Origin of the sequence: Roseibium aggregatum IAM 12614 (genome assembly GCF_000168975.1) — a bacterium.
GTDB lineage: Bacteria > Pseudomonadota > Alphaproteobacteria > Rhizobiales > Stappiaceae > Roseibium > Roseibium aggregatum.
The window spans coordinates 245,540-270,668 of the sequence record NZ_AAUW01000002.1 but is presented as its reverse complement, the minus strand read 5'-3'; the positions used below and the strand labels follow the sequence as shown (position 1 = coordinate 270,668).

25 protein-coding genes, 1 tRNA gene and 1 pseudogene are annotated in these 25,129 nt (G+C 60.4%); 18 read left to right on the top strand and 9 right to left on the bottom strand.

The genetic code is table 11. From position 1 onward, the window contains the following. The 3 genes from SIAM614_RS03775 to SIAM614_RS03765 are packed head-to-tail and all read left to right on the top strand — an operon-like array spanning position 1 to position 2,516. A complete protein-coding gene (locus tag SIAM614_RS03775) occupies positions 1-786 on the top strand; it encodes an HvfC/BufC N-terminal domain-containing protein (protein ID WP_006932224.1) in 786 nt (261 codons plus the stop codon). 43 nt (positions 787-829) lie between these two features. Further along, positions 830-1,414 carry a DoxX family protein gene (locus SIAM614_RS03770; protein ID WP_006932223.1) on the top strand — a complete coding sequence of 195 codons (585 nt, stop codon included), beginning with the start codon at positions 830-832 and terminating at the stop codon, positions 1,412-1,414. Positions 1,415-1,457: 43 nt separating this feature from the next. Beyond that, positions 1,458-2,516, top strand: a complete 1,059-nt coding sequence (locus SIAM614_RS03765; protein ID WP_040439068.1) for a threonine aldolase family protein — start codon at positions 1,458-1,460, stop codon at positions 2,514-2,516. Between the two features lie 102 nt (positions 2,517-2,618). On the opposite strand, the gene SIAM614_RS03760 is transcribed toward SIAM614_RS03765, so the two are convergent. Next, entirely contained in the window at positions 2,619-3,065 is a 447-nt protein-coding gene (locus SIAM614_RS03760) for an Hsp20 family protein (protein ID WP_006932220.1), read from the bottom strand. Between the two features lie 182 nt (positions 3,066-3,247). On the opposite strand from SIAM614_RS03760, the gene SIAM614_RS03755 reads away from it, so the two are divergent. Together SIAM614_RS03755 and SIAM614_RS03750 are read left to right on the top strand one after the other, a co-directional pair. Continuing rightward, positions 3,248-3,760, top strand: a complete 513-nt coding sequence (locus SIAM614_RS03755; RefSeq protein ID WP_006932218.1) for a hypothetical protein — start codon at positions 3,248-3,250, stop codon at positions 3,758-3,760. A 214-nt stretch (positions 3,761-3,974) separates the two neighbouring features. Beyond that, positions 3,975-5,048 carry an alpha/beta fold hydrolase gene (locus tag SIAM614_RS03750; protein ID WP_006932216.1) on the top strand — a complete coding sequence of 358 codons (1,074 nt, stop codon included), beginning with the start codon at positions 3,975-3,977 and terminating at the stop codon, positions 5,046-5,048. Between the two features lie 30 nt (positions 5,049-5,078). Here the strand turns inward: SIAM614_RS03750 and hisN are convergent, their stop codons facing one another. Together hisN and SIAM614_RS03740 are read right to left on the bottom strand one after the other, a co-directional pair. Next, complete coding sequence (gene hisN / locus SIAM614_RS03745) at positions 5,079-5,885, bottom strand: histidinol-phosphatase (RefSeq protein WP_006932214.1); 807 nt, start codon at positions 5,883-5,885, stop codon at positions 5,079-5,081. Between the two features lie 268 nt (positions 5,886-6,153). Next, a complete protein-coding gene (locus tag SIAM614_RS03740) occupies positions 6,154-6,999 on the bottom strand; it encodes an N-formylglutamate amidohydrolase (protein WP_157139677.1) in 846 nt (281 codons plus the stop codon). Between the two features lie 444 nt (positions 7,000-7,443). Here SIAM614_RS03740 and cpdR point away from each other — a divergent pair, with 444 nt between their 5' ends. The 5 genes from cpdR to SIAM614_RS03715 all read left to right on the top strand — a co-directional run bounded on the left by cpdR (position 7,444) and on the right by SIAM614_RS03715 (position 10,221). Then, on the top strand, positions 7,444-7,803 hold the full coding sequence (gene cpdR, locus SIAM614_RS03735) for a cell cycle two-component system response regulator CpdR (RefSeq protein ID WP_006932209.1): 360 nt from the start codon (positions 7,444-7,446) through the stop codon (positions 7,801-7,803). Positions 7,804-7,952: 149 nt separating this feature from the next. Further along, positions 7,953-8,027: transfer RNA gene (locus SIAM614_RS03730), tRNA-Val, on the top strand. A 149-nt stretch (positions 8,028-8,176) separates the two neighbouring features. Beyond that, a complete protein-coding gene (ykgO, locus tag SIAM614_RS03725; RefSeq protein WP_006932207.1) occupies positions 8,177-8,302 on the top strand; it encodes a type B 50S ribosomal protein L36 in 126 nt (41 codons plus the stop codon). A 207-nt stretch (positions 8,303-8,509) separates the two neighbouring features. Next, positions 8,510-9,127 carry a tetratricopeptide repeat protein gene (locus SIAM614_RS03720; protein WP_208983886.1) on the top strand — a complete coding sequence of 206 codons (618 nt, stop codon included), beginning with the start codon at positions 8,510-8,512 and terminating at the stop codon, positions 9,125-9,127. A gap of 62 nt (positions 9,128-9,189) precedes the next feature. After that, positions 9,190-10,221 carry an alpha/beta fold hydrolase gene (locus tag SIAM614_RS03715; RefSeq protein WP_208983885.1) on the top strand — a complete coding sequence of 344 codons (1,032 nt, stop codon included), beginning with the start codon at positions 9,190-9,192 and terminating at the stop codon, positions 10,219-10,221. 58 nt (positions 10,222-10,279) lie between these two features. On the opposite strand, the gene pyk is transcribed toward SIAM614_RS03715, so the two are convergent. Both pyk and SIAM614_RS03705 read right to left on the bottom strand, forming a co-directional pair. Beyond that, positions 10,280-11,716, bottom strand: a complete 1,437-nt coding sequence (pyk, locus tag SIAM614_RS03710) for a pyruvate kinase (protein WP_006932203.1) — start codon at positions 11,714-11,716, stop codon at positions 10,280-10,282. Beyond that, the gene (locus SIAM614_RS03705) at positions 11,713-12,150 is read right to left on the bottom strand and encodes a DUF1036 domain-containing protein (protein WP_006932202.1); all 438 of its coding nucleotides are present in this window, start codon (positions 12,148-12,150) and stop codon (positions 11,713-11,715) included. The genes pyk and SIAM614_RS03705 overlap by 4 nt, the downstream gene beginning before the upstream one ends. A gap of 461 nt (positions 12,151-12,611) precedes the next feature. Here SIAM614_RS03705 and SIAM614_RS03700 point away from each other — a divergent pair, with 461 nt between their 5' ends. From SIAM614_RS03700 to SIAM614_RS03690, 3 genes are all read left to right on the top strand, one after another. Next, complete coding sequence (locus SIAM614_RS03700; RefSeq protein WP_006932201.1) at positions 12,612-13,421, top strand: N-formylglutamate amidohydrolase; 810 nt, start codon at positions 12,612-12,614, stop codon at positions 13,419-13,421. Between the two features lie 37 nt (positions 13,422-13,458). Beyond that, a complete protein-coding gene (locus SIAM614_RS03695) occupies positions 13,459-13,755 on the top strand; it encodes a DUF1244 domain-containing protein (RefSeq protein ID WP_006932200.1) in 297 nt (98 codons plus the stop codon). A gap of 158 nt (positions 13,756-13,913) precedes the next feature. Continuing rightward, positions 13,914-14,183, top strand: a complete 270-nt coding sequence (locus SIAM614_RS03690) for a DUF2312 domain-containing protein (RefSeq protein ID WP_040439064.1) — start codon at positions 13,914-13,916, stop codon at positions 14,181-14,183. 83 nt (positions 14,184-14,266) lie between these two features. On the opposite strand, the gene SIAM614_RS03685 is transcribed toward SIAM614_RS03690, so the two are convergent. Continuing rightward, complete coding sequence (locus SIAM614_RS03685) at positions 14,267-16,096, bottom strand: DUF882 domain-containing protein (RefSeq protein ID WP_006932198.1); 1,830 nt, start codon at positions 16,094-16,096, stop codon at positions 14,267-14,269. A 234-nt stretch (positions 16,097-16,330) separates the two neighbouring features. Further along, a complete protein-coding gene (locus SIAM614_RS03680) occupies positions 16,331-17,905 on the bottom strand; it encodes a sigma-54-dependent transcriptional regulator (RefSeq protein ID WP_006932197.1) in 1,575 nt (524 codons plus the stop codon). Positions 17,906-18,049: 144 nt separating this feature from the next. Between SIAM614_RS03680 and SIAM614_RS03675 the strand changes: the two are divergent. The 5 genes and pseudogenes from SIAM614_RS03675 (at position 18,050) to SIAM614_RS03655 (ending at position 23,708) form a co-directional block, all read left to right on the top strand. Then, positions 18,050-19,920 (top strand): annotated as a pseudogene (locus SIAM614_RS03675) (M3 family oligoendopeptidase). A gap of 11 nt (positions 19,921-19,931) precedes the next feature. Then, a complete protein-coding gene (locus SIAM614_RS03670; RefSeq protein ID WP_006932191.1) occupies positions 19,932-20,840 on the top strand; it encodes a heme-dependent oxidative N-demethylase family protein in 909 nt (302 codons plus the stop codon). 278 nt (positions 20,841-21,118) lie between these two features. Beyond that, the gene (locus tag SIAM614_RS03665) at positions 21,119-22,498 is read left to right on the top strand and encodes an ABC1 kinase family protein (protein WP_006932189.1); all 1,380 of its coding nucleotides are present in this window, start codon (positions 21,119-21,121) and stop codon (positions 22,496-22,498) included. 155 nt (positions 22,499-22,653) lie between these two features. Further along, positions 22,654-22,935 (top strand): aa3-type cytochrome c oxidase subunit IV, encoded by a 282-nt coding sequence (locus SIAM614_RS03660; RefSeq protein WP_006932187.1) that lies wholly within the window; start codon positions 22,654-22,656, stop codon positions 22,933-22,935. A gap of 101 nt (positions 22,936-23,036) precedes the next feature. After that, positions 23,037-23,708: a pseudouridine synthase gene (locus SIAM614_RS03655; protein ID WP_006932181.1), complete on the top strand. Its 672-nt coding sequence runs from the start codon at positions 23,037-23,039 to the stop codon at positions 23,706-23,708. A gap of 130 nt (positions 23,709-23,838) precedes the next feature. Here the strand turns inward: SIAM614_RS03655 and SIAM614_RS03650 are convergent, their stop codons facing one another. Then, the gene (locus SIAM614_RS03650; protein ID WP_006932177.1) at positions 23,839-24,654 is read right to left on the bottom strand and encodes a tetratricopeptide repeat protein; all 816 of its coding nucleotides are present in this window, start codon (positions 24,652-24,654) and stop codon (positions 23,839-23,841) included. A 207-nt stretch (positions 24,655-24,861) separates the two neighbouring features. Further along, positions 24,862-25,089, bottom strand: coding sequence for a 30S ribosomal protein S21 (gene rpsU, locus SIAM614_RS03645; RefSeq protein WP_008188883.1), 228 nt, complete (start codon positions 25,087-25,089; stop codon positions 24,862-24,864). Positions 25,090-25,129: the final 40 nt, after the last annotated feature.

The following is a 25,129-nucleotide window of genomic DNA, read 5'->3' as shown; positions in this document are numbered from 1 at the left end:
ATGCGCAGCTCCCTGTCCCATCCGCAGGTCGACGCCGCCTCTTTCGGTCGCGCGCTGCTCGACCCGCAATCAGCCACACCCGATGGACTGACCGGACCGGACGGGCAGACGGCACCCAAGCGGTTCAATGTCTACCGCAACAACGTCATCGTCAGCCTGAGCGAAGCTCTGGGTGAAACCTTTCCAGGCGTGAAAACGCTGCTGGGTGAGGACTATTTCAAGGCCCTTGCCAGGGCCTTCGTGACGGCCCATCCACCTCTGTCGCCGGTCTTGATCTGGTATGGCGCCGAATTCGCTGATTTCCTGGACGCGTTTCCGCCGCTCCAGGCGTATCCTTATCTGGGCGACGTTGCCCGGCTGGAATGGGCCTGGCTTCAAGCCTACCATGCGGCGGATGCTGCGCCTCTCGATCCGGCCAGGCTGGGGGAGGTTAGTCCGCAGCAGCTGGGCGACGTTTGCTTCACGCCGCATCCGGCGGCGCATATGGTGACGTCCCGTTGGCCGGTGTGGGCTATTGCACGGGCCAACAGGTTCGAGCCCGATGAGGCCGGGGCTATCGATCTTGCAGAGCCGCAATCGGTGTTGATCACCCGGCCGGACATGGATGTGAATGTCTTTCTGCTGCGTGCGGGCGGGGCCGCATTAACGATGGACCTCCTGCAAGGGCAAACGCTTGCAGATGCAGCAGGCCGGGCACAGGAAGAAGACGGATCGTTTTCCTTGTCCGATTGCCTGTCGGACTGTCTTGCTGCAGGCGCTTTTTCCGGTCTGCTGCTGAACGACTAACAATCACGCGGCAAATGGATGCTGCCTGATCATGGGGGATTAAATGGGTGTGCTGATTGGATTTTTTGTCAGGCTCTACACGATGGTGTTCGGAGCTCTGGAACGGCTGACGGACGGCTGGTTCATCGGGCTTGCCGCCCGGTTCATTTTTGCCGCGATCCTGCTGCAGTTCTTCCTGAACTCGGCGATGACGAAAATCGGCGGCAACATCATGAACATCTTCACGCCAACCGCAGGTGCCTATGCGCAGATGCTGCCGAAGATGATGGAGCAGGTCAGCTACGACACTAGCCAGATTGCCTTCTTTCCCTATGGTCTGATGGTGCTTCTGGGCACCTGGGGTGAATTCGTTCTGCCGGTCATGGTGGTTGTCGGTCTTTTTACCCGCTTTGCCAGCCTTGGCATGATCGTCTTCATCTGCGTGATGACCTATGTCGATGTCTATGGCCATGGGGCCGATGCGAAGACGATCGGAGCTCTGTTCGACGGCGAGCCTTACGCGATCATCGCCGACGACCGGTTGCTCTGGATCTTCCTGCTGCTGGTGCCGGTGCTCAAGGGGCCGGGTGTCGTTTCGCTCGATTGGCTCCTTGGCCGGTCCTATCGCAAACGCGAGATGTACTACTGAAAAACCAGTTGCCGGTTATGATACCAAGTGATTAAACCGGCACATGAATTTTGCTAGCGACAATTGGGCGGGTGCGGCTCCGGCGGTGATGTCGGCGCTGGCCCGCCATAATGATGGGTTCTCGCCTGCCTACGGCACCGACCCGTTGACCGAAGCCGTTTCCACGACCTTCAACGAGATCTTCGAACGGGAAGTTGCCGTCTTTTTCGTGGCGACCGGTTCGGCGGCGAATTCGCTGGCGCTGGCCGCCTGGGCCAAGCCGGGCGGGGCGATCTTCTGCCATTCCGCTGCGCACATCCAGGTTGATGAGTGCAATTGCCCCGAGTTCATGACCGGCGGCAACAAACTCATCAGCGTCGAGGGGACAGACGGCCGGTTCTCCGCCGATGCGCTTCGTGAAAAGATGGCGCAGGTGCCGGACGGCGTGGTTCATCATGGTCAGGTCGCCTCGGTTTCCATCAGCCAGGCAACCGAATGCGGCACTGTTTACACACTGGATGAAATCAGCGCTATCAAGGACGTCTGCCGGTCGCGCTCCGTGCCGCTTCATATGGACGGTGCACGCTTTGCCAACGCCCTTGTGACACTGGGCTGTTCGGCAGCCGACATGACCTGGAAGGCCGGGGTGGACGTATTGTCCTTCGGAGCCACCAAAAACGGCTGCTGGTGCGCCGAAGCGGTGGTGTTTTTCGATCTGGAAGCGGCGAAATCCTTCGAGTATTTCCGCAAGCGCGGTGGGCACCTGTTTTCCAAGAGCCGGTTTGTGGCCGCCCAGTTCGAAGGCTATTTCGAAGACGATACCTGGCTGGCGACCGCAAGCCACGCCAACGGCATGGCCACGCGCCTTGCCGAAGGCATCCGGGAAGCCGGCGGGCGAACTGCCTGGGCGGTGGAGGCCAACGAGCTGTTTCCGATCCTCAAGCGCAGCCAGATGGAAGCGCTGCAGGCGGTGGGAGCCAGGCTGTACGAGTGGCCTGCCAAAGGACTTGCCGAAGGTCACGCTCCTGCGCCGGACGAAGTCTGCATGCGTCTGGTCACCAGTTTCGCAACGACGGATGAAGACGTCGACGCATTTCTGAAGGTGCTTGCCGGGACGGTTTGAAAACCGTTCCCTGCCAGCGATCTTCTGCACAAGAGCACCAGAAAAGGCGCCTGGTTTCCCAGGCGCCCCAAAGATGCGATTTCAGAAAGTTGAACCGGGCGGTTAGTGCGCCGTGGTTTCAATCTGCTTGGTTTCACCGCTGGTGATTTCAATCTTGCGCGGCTTCATGGCTTCCGGAATTTCCCGGACGAGATCGACGTGCAGCAAGCCGTTTTCGAGGCTTGCCCCTTCCACGCGAACATGTTCGGCAATCTGGAAGCGGCGTTCAAAGGTGCGCGAGGCAATGCCGCGGTAGAGAATTTCCCGGCCGGCATCTTCTTCAGCTTTTTCACCCTTGATGGTGAGCGTGTGCTCCTTGGCTTCGACGCTCAGTTCGTCGTCGGAAAAACCAGCCACGGCCATCGTGATGCGGTAGGCGTTTTCACCCGTGCGCTCGATGTTATAGGGCGGGTAGCTCGGGGCTTCGTTGCCGGCGGCATCAAGCATCGAGAAAAGCCGGTCGAAACCGACGGTGGAGCGGTAAAGCGGAGAAAAGTCGAAGTGACGCATGTGTCTGTCCTCTCTTGAGCAACTGATACTTCACTGATGTTGAGCAGTCCTTCGTCCCCCGGAATGGCGGGACAGGCTGCGGTGCAAACCCATGTTGGCGCTTGCATGATGAGATTTGGTAATTCGGATTTTCATTTCAAGAGGGCAGGCAAGGGCGGCGGTCGCCGAAACATGAACGCCACATGAACGATGCCTTCCGGTTGCGTTCAAGTGGCCCGGTGCATCTTCAGTCCAACGTCAGCACGGAGCTGGCGGAACAGACTGGAGATTTGAAGATGTTTGCCAATGTTTCGAAATTGTCCGCCCCGATCGCCGGTGCCATTCTGCTGGTTTCCGCCGGTTTCATTTCCACCGCATCCGCTGCGCCGCTGGCCGGCAAGACCCAGATCGAACCGGCCAAGGCCGAGCTGGTGGTCAAGGTCGATCATCGTCGTGGAAACGGCCGTGGTGGCAACTGGCATGGCCGTCATGGTGGCCGGAACGTCGAAATGGGTCCGCGCCAGATTCGCCGCAGCCTGCGCCACCGTGGTTTTGACCACATCCGCATCCTCGACCGCCGCGGCCCGATGTACATCGTGCGGGCACAGGGTTGGCGCGGTATGCCGGTTCGACTGGTCGTCGACAGCCGGAACGCCAACATCGTCCGCAGCCATCCGATCGGTCATCGCGGTCACTGGCAGCGCCGCTGGTACTGATCGGCTGCTCAAGGCTATCTGACATTTTCAGGGCCGGCTTCCCAGGGAGCCGGCCTGAACCTTGTTGAGGCGGATGCGGGACGCGGCTATCACATATGGTACAAGTGCGCACCGAACAGGGCCACCAGTGCCGGCACGGGTGACGAGTTCTTGACGAAAAACCTTTATCTGATTGAGAAACAAGCTCTCATCGAACCCAAGTGATTCGCAGCGCATGACCCTGATCGATCATCCCGACAATCCGGTGCCAGACGGGGCGCGATCCGGGTTCGTCACGACGCCGGACGGCAAGAAGATCCGGTATGCGCACTGGCCGGCCGCTGGTGCGCGGCGCAAGGGTACGGTCACCCTGCTTCAGGGCCGGGCGGAGTTCATTGAAAAATACTTCGAGGTGATTGGAGATCTTCGCAAACGGGGCTTTGCGGTCATCGCCTTCGACTGGCGCGGGCAGGGCGGTTCTCAACGGCTGACCCGCAACCCCAGGCGCGGTCATGTTTCGAACTTCAACAAGTACAAGCTGGACCTGCGTACGGTGCTCAAGGAAGTCTCGCTGGCAACCTACCCCGGGCCGCATTTTGCGCTCGCCCATTCCACTGGCGCGCTCGTGGTCCTGTCCGATACCGACCGCCTGCGGACCATGCTGGACCGGGCGGTGCTGACCGCACCGCTTCTGGGCCTGCCGACGGGAACATGGTCGCCTGACCTGGTGTCCGGCTACCGGTGGATCTTGCGCAAGCTCACGTTCGGCCTGTTCGGGCGTCCGGGGCTGAAGGCAACAGCCCCCAAGACATCCTGGCTGATCGAAAAGGTTGCCATTCCCACCGCCCGTCTACTGTCACTCCTTGGCCTGGGCAGGCTGTTCGTGCCTGGGGGAAATGCAGAGATTACCGTGGCCTATGAGGTCAACCGGCAAACGACCGACAGGGTCCGCTTCGAACGCTTCAACAAGGTTCTGGAAAAGGCCCCCGAACTGGGTGTCGGTTCGCCGACGCTCGGATGGCTGGCCGCGACCGGCCGGGCCATGTCGGCGCTGCGCCGGCGGGCCGCCGGGCCGAACATCAAGTTGCCCTGCCTTGTGCTGGCGGCAGGAAACGACCGGATCGTTTCCACACCCATGATCGAGGATTTCGTCGCACGGGCGAAGGCGGCAGCTTACGTGGAAATAGCAGGCGCCGAACATGAACTGATGATGGAGCGTGATGTCTTCCGGGATCAGTTCTGGGCGGCGTTCGACGCCTTCATTCCGGGCCTGGAAGCCGAACAGGCGCTGGACCGCGCCAGTAGCTGATCCGGCCCCCTGATGAGGCCGTGCGGGCCGTCAGGCAGCTATTGCCAGGTTCCGCAGAAGGATTTCATGCAGACGCGGATCGCCTGACGCAACGATCTGGCCACCATCGGCCGGTGAACCGCCAGTCCATGTGGTGACGACACCGCCGGCCCCTTCGATGATCGGCACAAGTGCAACGATATCATAGGCTTGCAGGCCGGCTTCGATCACCGCGTCGCCATGGCCGGCTGCCACCATGCAATAGGCGTAGCAGTCGGTGCCATAGCGGGACAATTGCACGGCAGCTTCGATCTTGTCGAAGGCCTGGCGTTCGCCATCAGTAAAAAGCGCAGGGGTGGTGGTGAAAATAGTGGCATCTTCCAGGCTGGCGCAGGGACGTGTCTGAAGCTGTCTTCCGCCCAGGGGGCCATCGTACCAGGCCGTCTTGCCGTCGCCGCCGAAGCGCTCGCCGATATAGGGCTGAACCATCATGCCGAGGCTCGGAATGCCGCTGGTCCTGAGGCCGATCAGCGTTCCCCAGGTGGGCAGGCCGGTGATGAAGGCGCGTGTGCCGTCAATCGGGTCGAGCACCCACACATGTTCCGCGTCGAGATTTTCCGGACCGTGTTCTTCGCCAAGGATTCCGTGGTCCGGATAGGTTTCGTTGATCAAAGCGCGCATTGCGGTTTCGCCGTTCCTGTCGGCGATGGTGACAGGGTCGAACCCGGCTTCCCGCTTGTTGTCGATTGCAAAGCCCTGGCGGAAGTGCGGCATGATCGCGCCACTGGCTGCTTCCGCCAGCCTGTCCAGGAACGGGGCAAACATATTTGAACTGGAAACCGGCCCTGCCGACATCATTACCTCCTGGCCGCGGAAACCGCGCGAAACCGAAATTATTACGAATTGCCGCTTGTATAACCGGTTCTGCAAAAAAATGAATCTGCAAAACCTGAATGACTGCTCATACTTTGATCAGTTTGGAAGGGCTGTCGGTCTTGACGTTTGTGCGGTGCAATGCGATTTTATTGCGGTGCGATACGTTGTGTCGTACCGCCCTCCTTGGGCGTTTCCTCCCTAGACTCGGGCCGCCTCTTTTGAGAGCGGCCTTTTTTTTGTCCTGAGATTTTTATTCCGCTGCGATGGAGTCTGCCGGCAAGGCGGCATCCGGCATGGAGGTCAGCTCGCGGGCGAACTGGCGCAGGTTATGGAAGAGGTCGCCAAAGCCCGGGGTTGGCTGGTGCGTGACCTCGTTCATGTAGAGCCCGCGGTTGATTTCGATCTGAAGCGCATGGAGGCCGCTTGTGGGGCGGCCGTAGTGTTCGGTGATGAAGCCGCCTGCATAGGGTTTGTTGCGGGAGACGGTGTAGCCCATGTCCTTCAGAACCGAGCAGGCGAATTCCGTCAGATCGCTGCTGCAGCTTGTGCCGTAGCGGTCGCCAAGGATGAAGTCCGGCCTTGTGTCGGTTGTCTGGCATTTCACGTTGGACGGCATCGAGTGGCAATCGATCAGAACGGCGTAGCCGAAGGTTACGTGGGTCTGGGCCAGCAGCCGGCGCAATGTGGTGTGATACGGCTTGTAGATTTCCTCCACCCGGCTGAGTGCCTCTGCGACCGGCAGCTTGTGCCGATAGATCTCGTGGTTTTCGCTGACGATGCGGGCCACGGTTCCAAGACCACCTGCCACCCGGATCGAGCGGCTGTTCGCATAGGTCGGCAGGCGTCCGTCGAACATTTTCGGATCGAGTTCGTAGGGTTCGCGGTTCACATCAAGGTAGGCCCTTGGAAAGTGCGCACGCAGAAGCGGCGCACCGAGCGGCACGACATGGGCGAAAAGATCGTCGACAAAAGCGTCTTCCGACCGCCGGATCGCTATTTCGTCCAGACGGGAGGAGGCAAGAAAGCCTTTGGAATATTGCCGGCCGGAATGAGGCGAATTGAAAACGAACGGCACCCTCTGGTCCGCCGGGCACAGAACTTCGAAAGCGGGAAAGCCGTTAAAATCCGCCTCGAAAGAGGCTGGGGAGGAAGGCTGCTTGTCGTCCGTCAATGCTGTGTCCTGGTTGGCGCCCGGTGCAGGCCGTCACCTATGGTGCCAAGGAATCGGTGCGCAGTCCACCTCGACAGGATCAAAAGCGTGCGCGCTTGTGGGCAACGATGCCGCGATTGACGGCGGCGCCGGCCGGGCCGTGCGGGCTTCGTGCACCCACGGTACGGTGTGAGGAGCGGAGGCCGGGTGATTTTCCCCTGCGTAAGAAGCCTTCCCGTGTGGAAAGGTCAAAGGCGGCATCGTTCTCAACACCTGGCTATCCACACCGTGGCTGTGTGATCCAATTCACCCTATCATTCTGTGGAATTCGAGCTATAACCGGCAGAAAGGGAACATAACCCACACGAACAAAGGACCTGGTCAATTACGATGCCGCGTATCCTGCTTGCCGAAGATGATAATGACATGCGCCGCTTTCTGGCGAAGGCGCTGGAAAATGCCGGTCACGACGTCGTTTCGTTCGATAACGGCAGAAGCGCCTACGAGCGCCTGCGCGAGGAACCGTTTTCACTGCTCCTGACCGACATCGTGATGCCTGAAATGGACGGGATCGAGCTGGCCCGCCGGGCAACCGAACTCGATCCGGACCTGAAGGTGATGTTCATCACGGGGTTTGCTGCCGTTGCACTCAACCCGGAATCGGATGCTCCGAAGGATGCGAAAGTCCTTTCAAAGCCGTTCCATCTGAAAGACCTCGTGCAGGAAGTGGAGCGCATGCTGGCGGCCTGACAAGGCGTTGACGCCGCGGAAAACTGGGGGTGCCAACCGGGCTGGGGAAATTTTGACGGTTCGGTGAAAAAGGGGGGTTGCACAGTTTGCCGATCCCCGTTATATCGCACTCCACCACGGCGCTGGGGCGCCGGACTACCGAGAAATTCGGGCGTGTAGCTCAGCGGGAGAGCACTTCGTTGACATCGAAGGGGTCACAGGTTCAATCCCTGTCACGCCCACCATTATTGCGCTGATTGAGGTTTCGAGAAGCGCGGGTTGATCTGAAGATAGGCGCAGGACCTGCCGCTGCTTCAAGGCCAATCCAGTCAAACGTGAGCGCCTTTGGCGCTCATTTGGTTTAAAGAAGCAGGACCCTTGTGGGGACAGTGACATGAAGATCAAGAACTCGCTCAAAGCGCTCATGACCCGCCACCGCGACAACCGCATGGTTCGCCGCAAAGGCCGCGTCTACATCATCAACAAGAAAAACCCGCGTTTCAAAGCACGCCAGGGCTAATCTTGCTGCTGCGCATTGCGTGGCGGAAGACCAGGAAATCTCTTGCTGAACAAGGCCTTGTCTTGTTGCGGTGGGAGTGGATCGGGTTCCTGCCACCGTGGCGCACGAAGATGTGTCAAATTGCAGGATTGACCGCCGCATCCAACGACCCATAATCGTCGGATGCGGATTTTTGTGTTTGCCTTTCTGTTTTTCGCCGGCGCCAGTATGGCGAGCGCCCAGCCTGTTCCGGATCTCGGTCCGGAGGCAGAGCCGCCGTCTGCCGAAGACTTCAACGCGCTTCCCGACGAACTTCCGGAAGAAGGCGGGCAGGTGGTTGTCGAAGAGAGCGATCCGGACGATGAACAGTCCCGTCTGGATGAGCTCTTTGCCAATCTGGCCAAATCGGACAATCCGAAGGAAGCTGCGCGTATCGGCCGGGAAATCCAGATGTTCTGGATGGATTCCGGCAGCGATACGGTGGACGTGCTGATGTCCCGCGCCGGCAAGGCCATCCAGGCCGACGATCATGCCCTGGCGCTTGATCTGCTGGACACGGTCGTCATCCTGAAGCCAACCTATGCGGAAGGCTGGAACAGGCGTGCGACTGTCCATTACATGCAAGAGGACTTCGGCAAGTCCCTGGTGGATATCGAGCGCACACTGGCGCTGGAGCCGCGTCATTGGGGCGCCTTGTCAGGCCTTGCGATTATCCAGCGGCGACTGGGCTTTGAAAACGAAGCGCTGACGACGTTCAAGCGGGCGCTTGAAATCAATCCCAGCCTGGAAAATGCCAACAAGGCTGTAAAGGATCTGGAAAAGGACGCCGAGGGCGAACCCGCCTGAGGAAGGCTCTTCCGTTTCGCCGGCGTGCTGCCAGACTTGATTGCTGCCAGACTTGATTGCTGATGGCGCAGTGCTATGTCCGCAATATGATTTCGTTCCTGACTGCTCTTCTCGCCACCGCCAGTTTGTTTGTCGCCTACTCTCTTTACAGGGCAAGGCAGATTTCGCGTGCCTATGCGCCCGACGGCAGTCTCGCCGAGGTGGATGGCGCGCAGATGCATTATCACTTCGTTCCTGCGTCTCAGGCGGCCAGCGGGCAGCCTGTGCTGGTGTTCCTGCATGGAGCAAGCGGCAATGCCTATGACATGAAGCTTGCGTTTGAGAGCGCTTTTGAGGGGCGCTACCCGCTGCTCTTCATCGACCGGCCTGGACTTGGGTTCTCGCAGCGCTCCAGAACCGGCCGGAACACGCCGGAAAGCCAGGCGAAGCTGATCACCGGTCTGCTTGCACGCCTTGGCATCGAGTCTGCCATTGTGGTGGGGCATTCGCTCGGAGGAGCGGTGACGGCAGCAGTGGGCCTTGCCGCGCCGGAGCGGGTGAAAGGGCTCGTCTTCCTGGCGCCCGTCAGCCACGTGTGGCCGGGCGGGGTCAACTGGTACTACACGGTTGCGGCAATGCCGGTCTTCGGCTGGCTGTTTTCCAGAACACTGACGATCCCGTTCGGCGAGCGGCTGGTGCCACAGATGCTGAGGCATGTCTTCCATCCCGATCCGCCGGTTTCCGGCTATGCCGCGTCGGTCCGTCTGCCGCTGCTCTTCCGGCCCGAAAGCTTCCGGTCCAACGCGGCAGACATCTGCAGTCTGAAACAGGCTGTCCGGCAGCAGTCGGCGCATTACGGGGAACTTGTTCAACCGTCGCTGATCATCACGGGAACGAAAGATACTGTGGTCTGGCCGTCGATCCATTGCGAAGGCCTGTTGCAGGATCTGCCGGACGCAGAGCTGCTGATGCTGGGCGCGGCGGGGCACATGCCGCAGCACACGCATACGGATGAGATCGTGTCCGGTATCGACAGGCTGGTGGAACGGGTTGCTGGATCCGGCGGCAAGGCAAGGGTGCCCGAAACAGGGGCCGAAGCCGTGCCGGCGGAATGAAGAAAGGCGACCTTGAGGCCGCCTTCTCGTGATCCGGTCTGTTTAACCGATTAGATCGTCAAATGCCGCCCTGGCCGTCGTTGCCGACGAAGGCAATCCGCAGCATGTTCGTGGAGCCCGGCGTGCCGAAGGGGACGCCCGCTGTCACGATGATGCGCTGGCCCGGTTTTGCGAACTCCTCGGAAAAGGAGATGCGGCAGGCGCGGTCGATCATGTCTTCCTCGTTGGCGGCATCTTCACTGACCACGCAGTGCAGGCCCCAGCCAAGCGACAGGCGACGCGCGGTCGCAAGCACCGGTGACAGAACGATCACCGGGCTGGACGGACGCTCACGCGATGCACGCAGGCCCGTTGCGCCGGAGGTCGTGTAGCAGACGACGGCGGCCAGGTTCAGCGTCTCGGCGATCTGCCGGGCCGCTGCCGAAATCGCGTCGGCGCCAGTGGCTTCCGGTTCGGTCCGCTGTGCGTAGATGATCGTGCGGTAGTTGGGATCCTGTTCCACTTGCTGGGCGATCTTGTCCATGGTGGACACTGCCTCGATCGGGAATTCGCCTGCAGCGGATTCTGCCGACAGCATGACGGCATCTGCGCCTTCGAACACGGCGGTGGCAACGTCGGACACTTCGGCGCGGGTCGGCACCGGTGCGTTGATCATCGATTCCAGCATCTGCGTGGCGATCACGACCGGCTTGCCGGCGCGGCGGCAGGCACGGGTGATGCGCTTCTGCAGGCCGGGAACCTGTTCCAGCGGCAGTTCAACGCCCAGGTCGCCACGGGCAACCATGATGGCGTCCGAGAGCTCGATGATTTCGTCCAGCCGGCCGATGGCCTGCGGCTTTTCGATCTTGGCCAGAACGCCGGCGCGGCCGCGGGTGATCTTGCGCACCTCGGCGATATCGTCCGGGCGCTGCACGAAGGACAGGGCGACCCAGTCGACATTCTGGTCGAGAGCCGCGATCAGGTCCTTGTGGTCCTTTTCGGTCATGGCGCTGGTCGCGATTTCCGAATCGGGAACGCTGACGCCCTTGCGGTCGGACAGCTTGCCACCGACGATGACTTCCGTCACGGCCCTGGTGCGGTCGGCTTCCAGAACCTTGAGCTGGATCTTGCCGTCATCGAGCAGCAGGCGGTGGCCCGGCTCGAGCGCCTGAAGAATTTCGGGATGCGGCAGATGTACCCTGTCGACGCTGCCGCCGGACTTGTCGGCATCCAGCGTGAAGGTTGCGCCGTTTTCCAATATCACCGGACCGTCGGCAAAAGTCCCCACACGCAGCTTGGGCCCCTGCAGATCGGCCAGAATGCCGATTGGCCGCCCAACCTTCTCCTCAACAGAACGGATGCGTTCGACAAGCATCTTCAGACGATCATGATCGGTATGGCTCATGTTGATGCGGAACACGTCCGCACCGGAGCGATACAATTTTTCGATGATGTCTTGTTCTGAGGAAGAGGGTCCGAGAGTTGCAAGAATTTTGACTCGCCGGTTACGCCTCATCGCCCACCTGTCCCCTGTTGCACGGGTTCGGTCAGCTGGACCGTCCAGCTGCTCTGTTCGCCCGTGTCGATTTCAAAAAAGCCTGTCCGCTCGAATCCGCGAGCCACACAGTCTTCAATTCCGCGAATGGTGAATTCCTTTTCCCGGGTGCACATGAACGCCCGGCCACCCCATTCGCCGAATTGGTCATAATCAACTGCGTAGATGTAATAGTATCGTGACACCAGCGCCCCGGGTACCAGGGTCTCGCAGGAGTTGGAAGCAAGGTTCCACCAGCCTTCGGTAACCCAGTCGGTCTTGTCCTTGTAGCCGATGGCCACACCAACCTGACTGTCGGTCTTGTTGCAAAGGCGCAGATCCGCTCTGGCTTCGTCACTGGATGCGGAGAAAAACAGCACGGCAAGGAAAGCAGCAAAGGCAAATTTCACAGGCACGCTGACACATGCCCGAGACCTGCCCTGGTTCCGTTCCCCAACCTTAAACATATGCAGTCGTTCGCTTTGCTGCTTTACAGACATTCGCTTTTTGCGTCGACAAGGGGGCCTTGTCAACGTCGTTAACGGGATACGGTGTCTTTCGCCCAGACTTGTTTCCCGAACCGTCCGGATTTTTTGTCCAATTGAACAGTCCCACCCCCTATGCCGTCAGAAATGGGGCGGGAACATGACCGCTCCGCCTCAGATCGTCGTTAGATGTCAATAAAGCGTATACCGCGTTGTAAGGACCTTGGCAAAATCGCGGGTGCACAGATCGGGCGCTGGCGTGCGGAAGGTGTGGATGGTCTGCAGAAACGCTGTCTGAAAGCGGTGTTTTCGGGCTTGGTTCCTTCGCTGGTTTGCCGTAAACCTGACCGCTTGCACGATAGTGAGCCACAGAAGTTTCCACGAAGCGAGACATGATAGAACCAGCTGCCGAAACCGGCCGGGCCTTTCAGCCGACCGAATATGTCAATGGCGATTTAACGACCGGATTGCTGCTCCTGTGCGATCATGCCCGCAACACCGTTCCGGAGCCCTATGGTGATCTCGGCGTTCCGGCCGAACAGTTCGAGCGGCATATCGGTTATGATATCGGTGCGCGCGCAGTTACGCTCGAATTGGCGAAGCGGCTCAATGCACCGGCTTGCCTGACCACTTTTTCGCGTCTGTTGATCGATCCCAACCGGGGCGCCGACGACCCGACGCTGATCATGCGCCTCTCGGACGGCGCCGTCGTGCCGGGCAATGCCAAGGTCGACACGATTGAGCGGGCGAACAGGATCGACCGGTTTCACAAACCCTATCACGACCTGATCGACCAGACACTGAATGCGATGATCGAGGTCAACGATCCACCGGTGATCTTTTCCATTCATAGCTTTACGCCGGTCTGGCGCGGTGTGCCGCGGCCCTGGCATGTCACCGTCCTGTGGGACAGCGACCCGCGGGCCGTTGATCCCCTGCTGGAGGGTTTGAGGGCGCAGGACGACATCATTGTGGGCGACAATGAGCCTTATGACGGGGCTCTCAAAAACGACACAATGTACCGGCACGCAACGCGCCGTGGGCTGGCGCATGCGCTTCTGGAACTGCGGCAGGATCTGATTGCCGACGAAGCCGGAGCGCTTGAGTGGGCGGACCGCCTCGAGCCGGTCATCAGAAAAATTGCCGGCATGTCCGACTGCCGGCGTATCCAGCATTTCAAGTCGCGCAGCGACGCCGCTTAAGGCCGGGCCACCGGTCCGGGACAGGGAGACCTTCGGGATGGACGATCAGACGAAACTCGAACTGGAAGCTGCCGTTTTCAGGCGCCTTGTGGACCATCTGCGCGGACGCACCGACGTGCAGAACATCGACATGATGAATCTGGCCGGCTTTTGCCGCAACTGCCTGTCCAACTGGTATCAGGACGCTGCGCAGGAAAAGGGTGTTCCCCTGGAAAAGTCGGAAGCCCGCGAAATCGTCTACGGCATGCCCTATGACGACTGGAAAGCCAAATACCAGACCGAAGCGACGGCGGACCAGCAAGCCGCTTTCGAAAAGAACAAACCCCAGCATTGAGCCAGCCCAGCACTTGCCTGAACGCGCATGACTGCTTGACGGGCGATGCGCAGTCTGGCAACGCACGGCTAGGTGATTGACGGCGGCTGAAGATCAGCCGCAGCCATTAAGACCGCGCACAGCGCGACACGGAAGAACGAGAAGGAGAAACAGAAAACATGTCCGATCCCGGTGGAGTGGCAGGCGACCAGCTGCGCGCATTCGTAGAGCGTATCGAGCGTCTTGAAGAAGAAAAGAAAGTCATCTCCGATGACATCAAGGACGTCTATGCGGAAGCCAAGGGCAACGGCTTTGACGTGAAGATCCTGCGGAAGGTGGTCTCCCTGCGCAAGAAGCAGCCCCATGAGCGTGAAGAAGAAGAGGCAGTTCTCGATCTCTACCTGCACGCACTCGGCATGGCTGGCGGTGCTGGCGGCGCAGAAGGCTGATCAGCGGAAAGATCCGCACCCCGACATGAAAAGAGCGGCAGGAATGCCGCTCTTTTTTTGTCTGAATTTTACCGGCTGACCGGTCAGCGCGCGAAGCGGACCGGCAGGATGACGACAGCCGGACCGTCGAACCGGTCTGTGCGCAGACCACCGTAAGGATTGCTTTCAAAGCTGGCGGACACAAAGCGGTTGCCGGGCATCATCACGTTCTTGAGCTGACGCTGATTGGGGTGGCTGAGCGAGGCAAATGCCTGATGCCGTGTGGTGCCTGCACCTGAGAGAAGCGTCGGTGCGGACTTGTCCGGCAAACTCGCAAAGCCTGCAAGCGGGTCGACAATCTGGTCACGCGGGATCCGGCCTGAAACGGAAGGCTGACGAGCCGGGGCGGCCTTGGCGGTTGCGGCGGCTGCCGGCCGGGTGGCCTGCGCCCGTGCCGGCTCGCTGACCGACGGCCGCAGGGAGCGGCTCAGGCTGGGTGGTGTCGCGGAGGCGGAGGCGTAGGCGAGCGTGGTTTCCGACCGGGGCGCGGGCACCGGAGAGGGCACGGCTGTACCGGTGGCTGCCGCGATTGCAGCGACCGGATCGTCGGTCGGTACGGAGCCCGGAACGGGGACGTCGCTGCTCAGGCCAAGATTTGCCGCAGCGACCTTGGCTGCATCGCTGAGGCCCTTGCTCGGCTTTTGCACCGGTGTGCGCGTGGCAACCTGGAACCGCGAATCGATCGTTTTCTCCGGAACGGTGCCCGTCGCAGGGCTCTGGGCGCCCGGAGGGCTGGTCTCGATGGCGAACCGCTGTGCATCAAGCGTGTTCGGCGCAGGCGGAGGCGTCTTGGTCGCCGCCACGGAGGGAATATCCGCAGGCGGTTTCACGATAGGAGCGCTGCTGGCAACGACAATCGGCGCGGCTGCCGGTGCCTCTGGTTCGTCGCCCAGGATTTTCCGAGCGGGAACCGGCGGATTTTCGATCACGACAGCGGGCGCTTCGGCTGTAACAGGTGCGGGCGGTGTATTGCCGACCGCGCCCGGACGCCTGGCTGCATTGTCGTCACGGCTGTTGCCGCCGCCAAAGAGGCTGGCGAACAGGTTGCCGCCACCAGAGGACGGCTTGTCATTCTGCGCGGTCACCGGAATGGGCTTGCCCGGACGCGTCAGGTTCTGGTCGCGGGTGCTCAGGCCATTGGAGGAGCTGGAGCGCGAGTTGGAGGCGACGATCGTCGGTTTGGTGCTTCTCGAGCGGCCGGATTTGCTTTCGGCAAGCGCAACCTTGTAGCCGCTCATCGGTTTACCGTCAGACGGAATGTGAAGGGTCTTGCCGTCCGGGAACACGCGGGCCAGCTCGGAGCGGCTCATGCGCGGCCAGTGACGGACGCTGCCGGTGTCCATGTGAACGAACGGAGAGCCGGACCTTGGATAGTAACCGACACCGCCCACTTCCTTGCGCAGGCCGGTGGCGCGCAGGGTGGCAAGTTTTACGCCGGGAATGAAATAGTCCATGGCCTTGCCGAGCGTGTGCTGGCTGTTCTTGGCAACGCCCGAGGACCGCTTGCGAAGCATGTTGTTGGTCGCGGGAGACCGGTAGCTGGAAACGACGTGGATCGGCTGGCTTGCGCCCACCTGCTGGTACACTTCCCAGACGAGATCCAGAAGCTCCGGATCGATCTTGGTCATTTCGTTGCGGCGCCAGTCGCGCAGGAAGCGGTTGGCTTCGCGCAGACCGTCGGGCAGATAGCGGCCGTTTTTCTTGAAGGTAATGGAGACACGCTCTTTCGTGTGCGTGTTGTACAGCTTCAGGGTACGCGTCTCCGCCTGGGCAAAGGTGACCAGGCACACAGACACAACAGCAAACGCGCCGGCCGCTTTCGCGGCACGCTTCAGCCAACCGACGGCGTCGAAATCAACTAACCGTGTACGCAATCTCTATCTCGCCGTTTTTGAGGGCTTTCACCCATCCCGTGCTCCCCAGCAGGTCACATACCCTAGCTGCCGCAGGTTAAGAAGTTTTTACCCTAATTTCGCTTAGCTGATAATCGTTGCAGAACTGCAACGGCGCAAGCGCGTAGTGCAAAAACGCTCCGGTAGTGGTGGTTACCCGGAGAATGCGTCAAAATATCGTCGAAATCGACGGTTTGCGCTATGATTTGCCTCAATTCAGGCCGCCGCGTCGCTGCCGCTTTCGTCGAGTCCGTATTCCTTCAGCTTGCGATAGAGTGTGGACCGGCCGATTCCGAGCCGTTTGGCAACCTCTGTCATGCGCCCGGAGTAATGATTGATCGCAGCACGAATCAATTCCTCCTCGATATCGGTCAGCTTGCGCACGTGACCATCCTGGTCGAGGTTGCGCATGAAGCCGAACGGGGCTGATTGCTCGAAGCCTGCCTGAGGGGGCGGGGCTGAGGGAGCATGATGCGGCGTGGCCGTGGGTTCGCTCGGGCGAACCGGGGCCGCGGCAAGATCGCCGCCGGACGACCTGTCCGCATATGCCGATGGTGCCTGCAGGTGGTGGCTAACGCCAGGAGCGGCTGTCTGCTCGGTAGCGGCGGCCACTTGCGGAAAATCGTTGATCGTCAGTTGCGGGCCGTCGCACAGGACGACCGCACGGAAAACCGCGTTTTCAAGCTGCCTGATGTTGCCCGGCCAATGATAGTCCTGAAGCATGGCGAGCGTATCGGCGGTGACGCCTGCCACCTGGGGCTTGCCTTCCTCGGCCGCGAAACGGGCCAGGAAATGGCGGGTGAGCGCGGGAATGTCCTCGCGCCGGTCGCGCAGCGGTGGGATCCAGATCGGGAAAACGTTCAGACGGTAATACAGATCTTCGCGGAAGACGCCTTCCTTCACCTGATCGATCAGCCGCCGGTTGGTTGCAGAAATCAGCCGGAAATCCACCTTCACGGGACGTCGCGCACCAATCGGGTCGATCTCGTTTTCCTGCAAGGCGCGCAGCAGCTTGACCTGGACATCCTGCGGCAGTTCGCCGACTTCATCCAGGAACAGGGTGCCGCCGTGCGCTTCCTGAAACTTGCCGATGTGTTTGTCTACCGCGCCGGTAAAGGCGCCTTTCTCGTGTCCGAAGAGAATCGATTCCACCAGATTGTCGGGGATCGCGCCGCAGTTGACGGTGACCAGAGGTTTGGATTTGCGGTCACTTGAGCCCTGAATGGCGCTGGCGATCATTTCCTTGCCGACGCCGCTTTCTCCTTCGATCAGGATCGGAATGTTCGATGCGGCCGCCCGCTTGCCGAGATTGATCACCCGTTCCATCGCCGGCGAGTGGGTGATGATGTCGGCAAAGGTCAGCGTGCCGGAGGCCTGCTTGCGGATCCGGGTGATCTCGCCTTCCAGCGCGGATGTCTTCAAGAGATTGCGGATCGAGACGTTCAGCCGCTCCGGTGCCACCGGTTTGACCACGAAATCCTGAGCGCCGGCATTCATCACGGTGACAACGGTATCGATGCCGCCATGAGCGGTCTGGACGATCACCGGCGTTGCGTTCTTGTCGGACCGCAGCCGCTCCAGAACACCCAGGCCATCAAGCTCGGGCATTACCATATCGAGGATGATCAGATCGATCTCGCTTGCTTCTGCGCTCGACATGATGCGCACCGCTTCGGCGCCATTCTCGGCGGTTTTCGACCGGTAACCGAATTTCTTCACGGCTTCCTGCAGCAACCTGCGCTGGATGGGGTCGTCGTCAACAATGAGAATTTTGCCGCTGAGTGCTTGCATTTGCGGTTTCGCTCGTCCCGAATTGTCTCGTTTCGAACCATTCTGGTCGCAATTGGGTAAACAAATCGTCCAAGCGCCGGCAAAAAAGTTTTCACACTCTGATTGCGGGCGAACCTTTTCCCGGCCTACTAATTCTAACAACAGATGATTGCCGGACCCGTTCGTCCGCAGACGCACCGGAGAGAAAACTTGCCCATTCCACATCCCGTCTTCGCCCCGCAGGCCGCCGCTTCCGCAGATATCGGGTCTCTTCCCGAATGGGACCTCACGGATCTATATCCTGCCGTCGACGCGCCGGAGGTTGCTGCCGATCTGAAGGAGATCCTCGACCGGTCAAAAACCTTCGAGACGTCCTACAAGGGCAGGCTGGCCGAAATGGCGCAGAGCAACGTTTCCGCGCTGGTCACGGCCATTCGCGCCTATGAGGACCTGGAAGACCTGATGGGCAGGCTGATTTCCTTTGCCGGTCTCGTCTATTCGGAAAACACCATCAAACCGGCATCGCAGAAATTCTACGGCGACGTTCAGGAACAGATAACGACGGCAAGTTCGCATCTTCTGTTCTTCACGCTGGAGATGAACAAGATCGACGACGCCGTGATGGAAACGGCGCTTGAGGACGGCCAGTTCGCGCATTACCGTCCATGGATCGAGGATCTGCGCAAGGGCAAGCCCTATCAGCTTGAAGACAGGGTGGAGCAACTGTTCCACGAGAAGTCCGTTACCGGCGCCGGTGCCTGGAACAGGCTGTTCGACGAGACGATGGCCTCGCTGACCTTCGATGTCGACGGACAGGAACTTTCCATCGAACCGACGCTCAATCTGCTGGTGGACCCTAAGCCTGATACCCGGCGCAAGGCTTCGGAAGCTCTGACGAAGACGTTCAAGGAAAATCTGCGCACCTTCACGCTGATCACCAACACGCTGGCCAAGGACAAGGAAATCTCCGACCGCTGGCGGAATTTCACGGACATTGCCGACAGCCGCCATCTGTCCAACCGGGTCGAGCGGGAAGTGGTCGACGCGCTGGTGGCCGCCGTGCGCGATGCCTATCCGCGCCTGTCGCATCGCTACTACAAGCTGAAGGCAAAGTGGCTGGGTATGGATCAGCTCAATACCTGGGACCGCAACGCGCCCCTGCCGAACGCCGACACGCGGGTGATCCCCTGGGACGAGGCGAAAGACACGGTTCTGTCCGCTTACAGCGCGTTTTCCCCCGATATGGCGGAAATCGCGGGCCGGTTCTTCGACCGGCGCTGGATCGACGCGCCGGCCCGGTCCGGCAAGGCCCCGGGTGCCTTCGCCCATCCGACCGTGCCAAGCGCGCACCCCTATGTGCTGGTCAACTACCAGGGCAAGATCCGCGACGTGATGACCCTGGCGCATGAGCTTGGCCACGGCGTTCACCAGGTGCTGGCAGCGCCCAACGGGCCGTTGATGGCGCCGACACCGCTGACCCTGGCCGAAACGGCCAGCGTCTTCGGCGAGATGCTGACCTTCAAGTCGCTGCTTGCCAAGGCGGACAATCCGCAGACCCGCAAGGTGATGCTGGCCTCCAAGGCGGAGGACATGATCAACACCGTGGTGCGCCAGATCGCCTTCTACACGTTCGAGCGCAAGGTTCATACAGAGCGGCGCAACGGTGAGCTGACGTCGGACAAGATCGGGGAACTGTGGCTGTCCGTGCAGGGCGAAAGCCTCGGGCCCGCGATCAAGTTGAGCGAAGGTTATGAGACTTTCTGGACCTATATTCCGCACTTCATCCATTCGCCGTTCTATGTCTATGCCTATGCCTTCGGCGATTGCCTGGTGAATTCGCTCTATGCGGTTACGAGGAAGCCGAGACGGGCTTCCAGGAGAAGTATTTCGACCTTCTGAAGGCTGGCGGCACCAAGCATCATTCCGAACTTCTGGCACCGTTCGGACTGAGCGCGGTCGATCCGGATTTCTGGAAGAAGGGCCTCTCGGTGATCGAGCGGATCATCGATGAACTGGAAGCACTGGAAGAGGCCTGACGCGGTACCCAATGACACGGCAACCGTCGCCCCCCTTCCACCACACGCCTTACGACGGCACCAGCCAGCCCTTCACTGTCGGCCTGAAGCCGATTGGTGAGGAGGGCTGGCTGGAACCCGATCCCTTGCTGGCAAAGCACCTCCGCGAGAAAAACCGCCTGTTCTCAGAACATCTTGAAACGGTGTTCCGGGCAGAAGTGGATACAACACCCGCGCAGCAGGAGGTGCTGGATCTCGTCAAAGAAAACCTTTCGAGGTTCCATCAAGAGACCCACCGGGTGGGTGATGACGCGGTCGAGATCGCCGAAACCGGCGAGCGCGTAGTGCTTTCCGGTTCACCGCCTCTGATGACCGCGGCGCGTCTCGTGCAGGAAGATCTCGTTTTGATGCGGCCCGGTCCGGATGGCTACAGGCTTGCGGCCGCTGCGCTCTGCTTTCCTTCGTCCTGGTCCCTGGCGGAGAAATTCGGGCAGTCCATGACGGGAATTCACGACAATGTCCCCGGATTCAACGGAAGCCGCATGGGCATGATGGTCGCCCGGATCTTCGACAATCTGAAAGCAGGACAGTTTCTGGAGCGCTTCAACTGGTCGATCTATCCCGACGGCGAACTGCACCATCCCTTGCCGAAACAGATCCGCGTCAAGATTGACGACGGCGCGCTGGCTCAGCTTTTCCTCCGGGTCGAACGGCAGACCTTGCGGCGTTTGCCGGGCTCCGGCGACATCCTGTTCACCATCAAGATCCATCACGACCCTCTGGCGGCTCTGGAAGCACAGGAAGGGCGTGCGGGCCTGGCGGAAGGGCTTCGGACACAGCTTCTCGCGCTTGATGCCGATCAGCTTGCCTACAAGGGGCTTGTGGCAACGCGAGACGATCTGGCCCGGGCGCTTGAAAAAATCAGCCTTGGAAAGCCGTGACCACCGGGCAGATTGCCTGGTTTCGGGAAGTGCCCTGCCTTCGATCCGGGGGCGGCCGATAGCGGCAACGCGACGGATTTCCTGCGAACGAGACCCGAGCAACGCCTTGAAAATAGCCGTCCTTCGGGAGCTCGTTGCAGACCTGCGTCGGAATAGCGGCTGGCGGATCTGGATATTGCTGCGGTAGGTCATATGTAGTTTCCAGAGACCGCAGCCACCGGTTTGGCACATCGGGTGGTCCATGGAACGTCTGGTGTCACAAGGGAGACCGCCACCGCATGGCCGAATCGAAAGACCGCGAAAGCAATCGCCTCAGTGCCCGTATGGGCCGCTATGCCAAGGTCGGCACCAACATGGGCGGGATTGCCGCAAAGGTGGCCGGGGCACGTCTGTTCGGCATGGAACTCGACAACGCCAAGAATGCAGCCGAACTTGCTGCGGCCCTTGGCGGGCTGAAAGGCCCCTTGATGAAAGTGGCGCAGCTTCTGTCGACGATCCCCGACGTCTTGCCGCCCGAATACACGACCGAGCTGGCGAAGCTGCAAGCCAACGCACCTCCCATGGGCTGGGCCTTCGTCAAGCGCCGGATGCGCGCCGAACTTGGTGCGGACTGGCAGGGCCGGTTCGCCGAGTTTGGCAAGGAACCGGCTGCGGCGGCTTCCCTTGGGCAGGTGCACCGGGCTACCGGCCACGACGGCAGGGTTCTGGCCTGCAAGCTGCAATATCCGGACATGGCCTCGGCGGTGGAGGCCGATCTCAAGCAGTTGCAGATGCTGTTTTCGCTGCACCGCCGCATGAGCCCGGCCATCGATACGCGGGAAATTGCCAAGGAAATCAGCGCCCGGGTCCGTGAGGAGCTGGATTATGCCAGGGAAGCGGCGCATATCGCCGTCTATCAGGAAATCCTGGGAGACTTCAACCGCATCCGCGTTCCGGAAGTGATCCACGACCTGTCGACAAAGCGCCTGCTCACAATGGGCTGGCTCACCGGTAAACCGCTGCTCGACTACAAGGACCACAGCCAGAACGAGCGCAATCTGCTCGCCCGGACCATGTTCCACGCCTGGTGGCATCCATTCAGCCATTTCGGCGTCATTCACGGCGATCCGCACCTGGGCAATTACACGGTTTTCGAGCAGGAAGGCGAGCCGGCGGGAATCAATCTGCTCGACTACGGCTGTATCCGCGTTTTCCCCGAAGCCTTTGTCGAGGGTGTCGTCGAGCTTTATCGCGGTCTCCTGGAAGAAGACAACGACCGGGTCGTGGCGGCCTATGAGCGCTGGGGTTTCAAGGATCTGAAGAAGGAAGTCATCGAGGTCCTGAATATCTGGGCAAGGTTCATCTACGGTCCGCTGCTCAGTGACCGTGTCCGTTCCATCGCAGATGGCGTGTCGGCAGCCGAATACGGGCGCAAGGAGGCCTTCCGGGTGCATACCGCTCTGAAGGAACTGGGCCCGCTCACCGTGCCGCAGGAGTTCGTCTTCATGGACAGGGCTGCAATCGGATTGGGGGGTGTCTTCCTGCACTTGCGGGCGGAACTCAACTTCTTCAAGCTCTTCAACGAACAGATCGATGGCTTCGATGCGGCAACCGTGCGCAAGCGCCAGGACGATGTCTTGACTGCTGCAGGCCTTGCGGGGGCCTCGCACGCCGCCTGATTGTCCACCCTTTTGTCCTGCCGACAGGGGTGCCACGCCGCGGACTGTCAAAAAGTCGCGACCTCAGTGACGAATTGTGCACTTCCCATCATTGCCGAACCGGGAAGCTTTATTGTATGTAGGCTGCCGACTAACGAATTTTCCTGGGGGACTTCATGTCTGACGAAACTGCGCCCGCAATGGACTATGACTCTCACGAGCAGACCTACGAGGGGTTCATCAACTTCTCCAAGATCGGCACGATCGCAGTCCTGACCATTGTTGTCTGCCTGATCATGTTCGCTTTCGGCGGCACCGCTGCCACCGTCTTCGGCTGGCTGATGCTGATTGCAACCCTTGTGGCCACTGCCGTCGGCATGGCGCTGGGTTCATCCGGCTGGATCCCGCCTGCAGCCGTGTTCGTTCTGAGCGGCATCCTGGCGATCCTGACCGTCTGAGGTTTTTGCCGGACCTGAAAGGTTCGGAGAGTACAGACGAACACATCTGTTTTGGAAAGGCGCGGTCAGATCCGCGCCTTTTGTCATTGGACCCAACTGCGATGAGCCAGGCCGCGCCAGTATCCTTTGTCTATGCCCCGCCGCTGGAGCCGTTTCTGACGGTGCTTCACGCAGATGACGATCTTCTTGTCGTCGACAAGCCGAGCGGCCTCTTGAGCGTTCCGGGCAAGGCCGCCGAACATGCTGACTGCATCGAGAGCCGCGCACAGGAGCGGTATGCGGATGCGCGCATCGTTCACCGGCTCGACATGGACACCTCCGGTATCATGGTTCTGGCAAGAAACCCGGCGGCACATCGGCATCTGGGGCTTCAGTTCGAACGCCGCAAGACGCTCAAGACCTACATTGCCGATATCTGGGGAAGTCCGTCGGAAGACGAGGGGGAAGTCGATCTGCCGCTCATTTGCGACTGGCCGAACAGGCCCAAGCAGATGGTCAGTTTCGAATTCGGCAAGCCAGCGCTGACACGGTGGCAGGTTCTGGAGCGGAAAGACACGACGTCACGGGTCCGCCTGTTCCCGCATACCGGCCGTTCGCATCAGTTGCGCGTCCACATGCTTGCTTTGGGTCATCCGATTGCCGGCGACAGGTTCTATGCACAAGGTGCGGCGCTGACAGCCTCTCCCAGGCTGGCGCTCCACGCAGAAACCCTGGAGCTGCACCACCCGGCGCATGGCGGACGGATCTGTTTCCGGTCCGAGGTGCCGTTCTAGATAGCCATTCGGCCTGTGTGGTGCCCCCGACCAGCCTCAGCCGCTACCGGGCGAGACACCGCAAACTGGCTCGTGCGGTCACCGCACATGATGACTTCAGGTCTTTTGAAAAGCTTACGTTTGGGCCGGGTCAGCCGTTGCCGACGCGGCGGAGACCTTCGCGGGCGATCGTGTTGGAGTTGTCCAGCGTAATCGCGCGCGTAAAGCTGCGCCGGGCATCCTTCGGATTGTTGAGCATTTCCTGGGCGAGGCCCCGGTTTGCCCAGGCAATGGCGGAATCCCGGTCGAGATTGACGGCCATCGACAGGTCCGAGAAGGCGGCGTTCGGGTCGTTCACCGCAATGTAGGAGATCCCGCGGGCGATATAGGGCGCGCTTGCCTTCGGGTTGAGGCCGATGGCGGTCGCAAAGTCCTCGATCGCGCGCTGATGCTGGTTCTGGGCCTGATAGATCAGGCCGCGATTGTAGAACGCACGGGCATCGCTGCTGTCTCGGGTGATGACGGAATTGAAGTCGGCGAGGGCGGCGTTGTAGTTGCCCTGCTGACGATAGATGTTGCCGCGTCCGACATAAGCCACGTCATAATCCGGCTTGATGTTGATGGCGCGGGTGTAGTCGGCAACCGCCTGCTCGTTCTGGCCCATGCGGCGGTAGACGAGACCGCGGTTTGCATAGGTCTGATAGGATTGCGGGTTCAGTTGCAGCGCCTTGTTGAAGTCCTCGACGGCCTTGTCCAGCTTGCCTGCCTGGCCGTAGGCGATGCCGCGGGTGCTGTAGGCGCTGGCATCGTTCGGATTGGCGTCGATCACCGCCGTCAGTGAGGCGATGTTGGTCGAAGACCCGGCAGAAGAGTTGGTTGGCACATCGTCGTAGACGCCCGACGTGTTGCAGGCTGCCAGCATGGAAGCCAGGCCGATCAGCGTTGCATGAGGCAGAAATTTGTGCATGAGGCACAGACGATCTCTAAGGGTCAAACGATTAGACATGCCGTTCATCTGCCTCCAATAGGGCGTGAGTATGGCTGCGCAGGGCTCTTTGGAGCGAGCCCGAAGCATTCTCCGCAAAACGCCAAAAGCCGACCGGGACTTCGGTCGGCCTTAGGGCAATTTTGAGAAGATTGGCGGCCAAACCCGCCAGAAACGCTCAAGCCGATCTTAGCGGCGAGCGGACTTGCCCGGGAGCAGGCCTTCACGCTGTGCCCGCTTGCGAGCCAGCTTGCGTGCACGGCGAATTGCTTCAGCCTTTTCACGCGCCTTTTTTTCAGACGGTTTTTCAAAATGACCGCGAAGTTTCATTTCACGGAAGATGCCTTCGCGCTGCATCTTTTTCTTGAGCGCCTTGAGCGCTTGATCGACATTGTTGTCGCGAACCAGAACCTGCACGCGTTTTTTCCCGTTTTCGATGCGCTGCAGAGGATCCGCA

Bases quoted from the DNA above. Each gene is read 5' to 3' on its own strand.
- pyk (WP_006932203.1), bottom strand. From the start codon at position 11,716: ATGAGGCGTAACCGGCGAGTCAAAATTCTTGCAACTCTCGGACCCTCT.
- SIAM614_RS03760 (WP_006932220.1), bottom strand. From the start codon at position 3,065: ATGCGTCACTTCGACTTTTCTCCGCTTTACCGCTCCACCGTCGGTTTC.
- SIAM614_RS03770 (WP_006932223.1), top strand. From the start codon at position 830: ATGGGTGTGCTGATTGGATTTTTTGTCAGGCTCTACACGATGGTGTTC.
- SIAM614_RS03665 (WP_006932189.1), top strand. From the start codon at position 21,119: ATGGCCGAATCGAAAGACCGCGAAAGCAATCGCCTCAGTGCCCGTATG.
- SIAM614_RS03650 (WP_006932177.1), bottom strand. From the start codon at position 24,654: ATGCACAAATTTCTGCCTCATGCAACGCTGATCGGCCTGGCTTCCATG.
- SIAM614_RS03750 (WP_006932216.1), top strand. From the start codon at position 3,975: ATGACCCTGATCGATCATCCCGACAATCCGGTGCCAGACGGGGCGCGA.
- SIAM614_RS03715 (WP_208983885.1), top strand. From the start codon at position 9,190: ATGGCGCAGTGCTATGTCCGCAATATGATTTCGTTCCTGACTGCTCTT.
- SIAM614_RS03695 (WP_006932200.1), top strand. From the start codon at position 13,459: ATGGACGATCAGACGAAACTCGAACTGGAAGCTGCCGTTTTCAGGCGC.
- SIAM614_RS03765 (WP_040439068.1), top strand. From the start codon at position 1,458: ATGAATTTTGCTAGCGACAATTGGGCGGGTGCGGCTCCGGCGGTGATG.
- SIAM614_RS03720 (WP_208983886.1), top strand. From the start codon at position 8,510: ATGGCGAGCGCCCAGCCTGTTCCGGATCTCGGTCCGGAGGCAGAGCCG.
- SIAM614_RS03660 (WP_006932187.1), top strand. From the start codon at position 22,654: ATGTCTGACGAAACTGCGCCCGCAATGGACTATGACTCTCACGAGCAG.
- SIAM614_RS03755 (WP_006932218.1), top strand. From the start codon at position 3,248: ATGAACGATGCCTTCCGGTTGCGTTCAAGTGGCCCGGTGCATCTTCAG.
- SIAM614_RS03670 (WP_006932191.1), top strand. From the start codon at position 19,932: ATGACACGGCAACCGTCGCCCCCCTTCCACCACACGCCTTACGACGGC.
- SIAM614_RS03690 (WP_040439064.1), top strand. From the start codon at position 13,914: ATGTCCGATCCCGGTGGAGTGGCAGGCGACCAGCTGCGCGCATTCGTA.
- SIAM614_RS03655 (WP_006932181.1), top strand. From the start codon at position 23,037: ATGAGCCAGGCCGCGCCAGTATCCTTTGTCTATGCCCCGCCGCTGGAG.
- cpdR (WP_006932209.1), top strand. From the start codon at position 7,444: ATGCCGCGTATCCTGCTTGCCGAAGATGATAATGACATGCGCCGCTTT.
- SIAM614_RS03700 (WP_006932201.1), top strand. From the start codon at position 12,612: ATGATAGAACCAGCTGCCGAAACCGGCCGGGCCTTTCAGCCGACCGAA.
- SIAM614_RS03680 (WP_006932197.1), bottom strand. From the start codon at position 17,905: ATGCAAGCACTCAGCGGCAAAATTCTCATTGTTGACGACGACCCCATC.
- SIAM614_RS03775 (WP_006932224.1), top strand. From the start codon at position 1: ATGCGCAGCTCCCTGTCCCATCCGCAGGTCGACGCCGCCTCTTTCGGT.
- hisN (WP_006932214.1), bottom strand. From the start codon at position 5,885: ATGATGTCGGCAGGGCCGGTTTCCAGTTCAAATATGTTTGCCCCGTTC.
- ykgO (WP_006932207.1), top strand. From the start codon at position 8,177: ATGAAGATCAAGAACTCGCTCAAAGCGCTCATGACCCGCCACCGCGAC.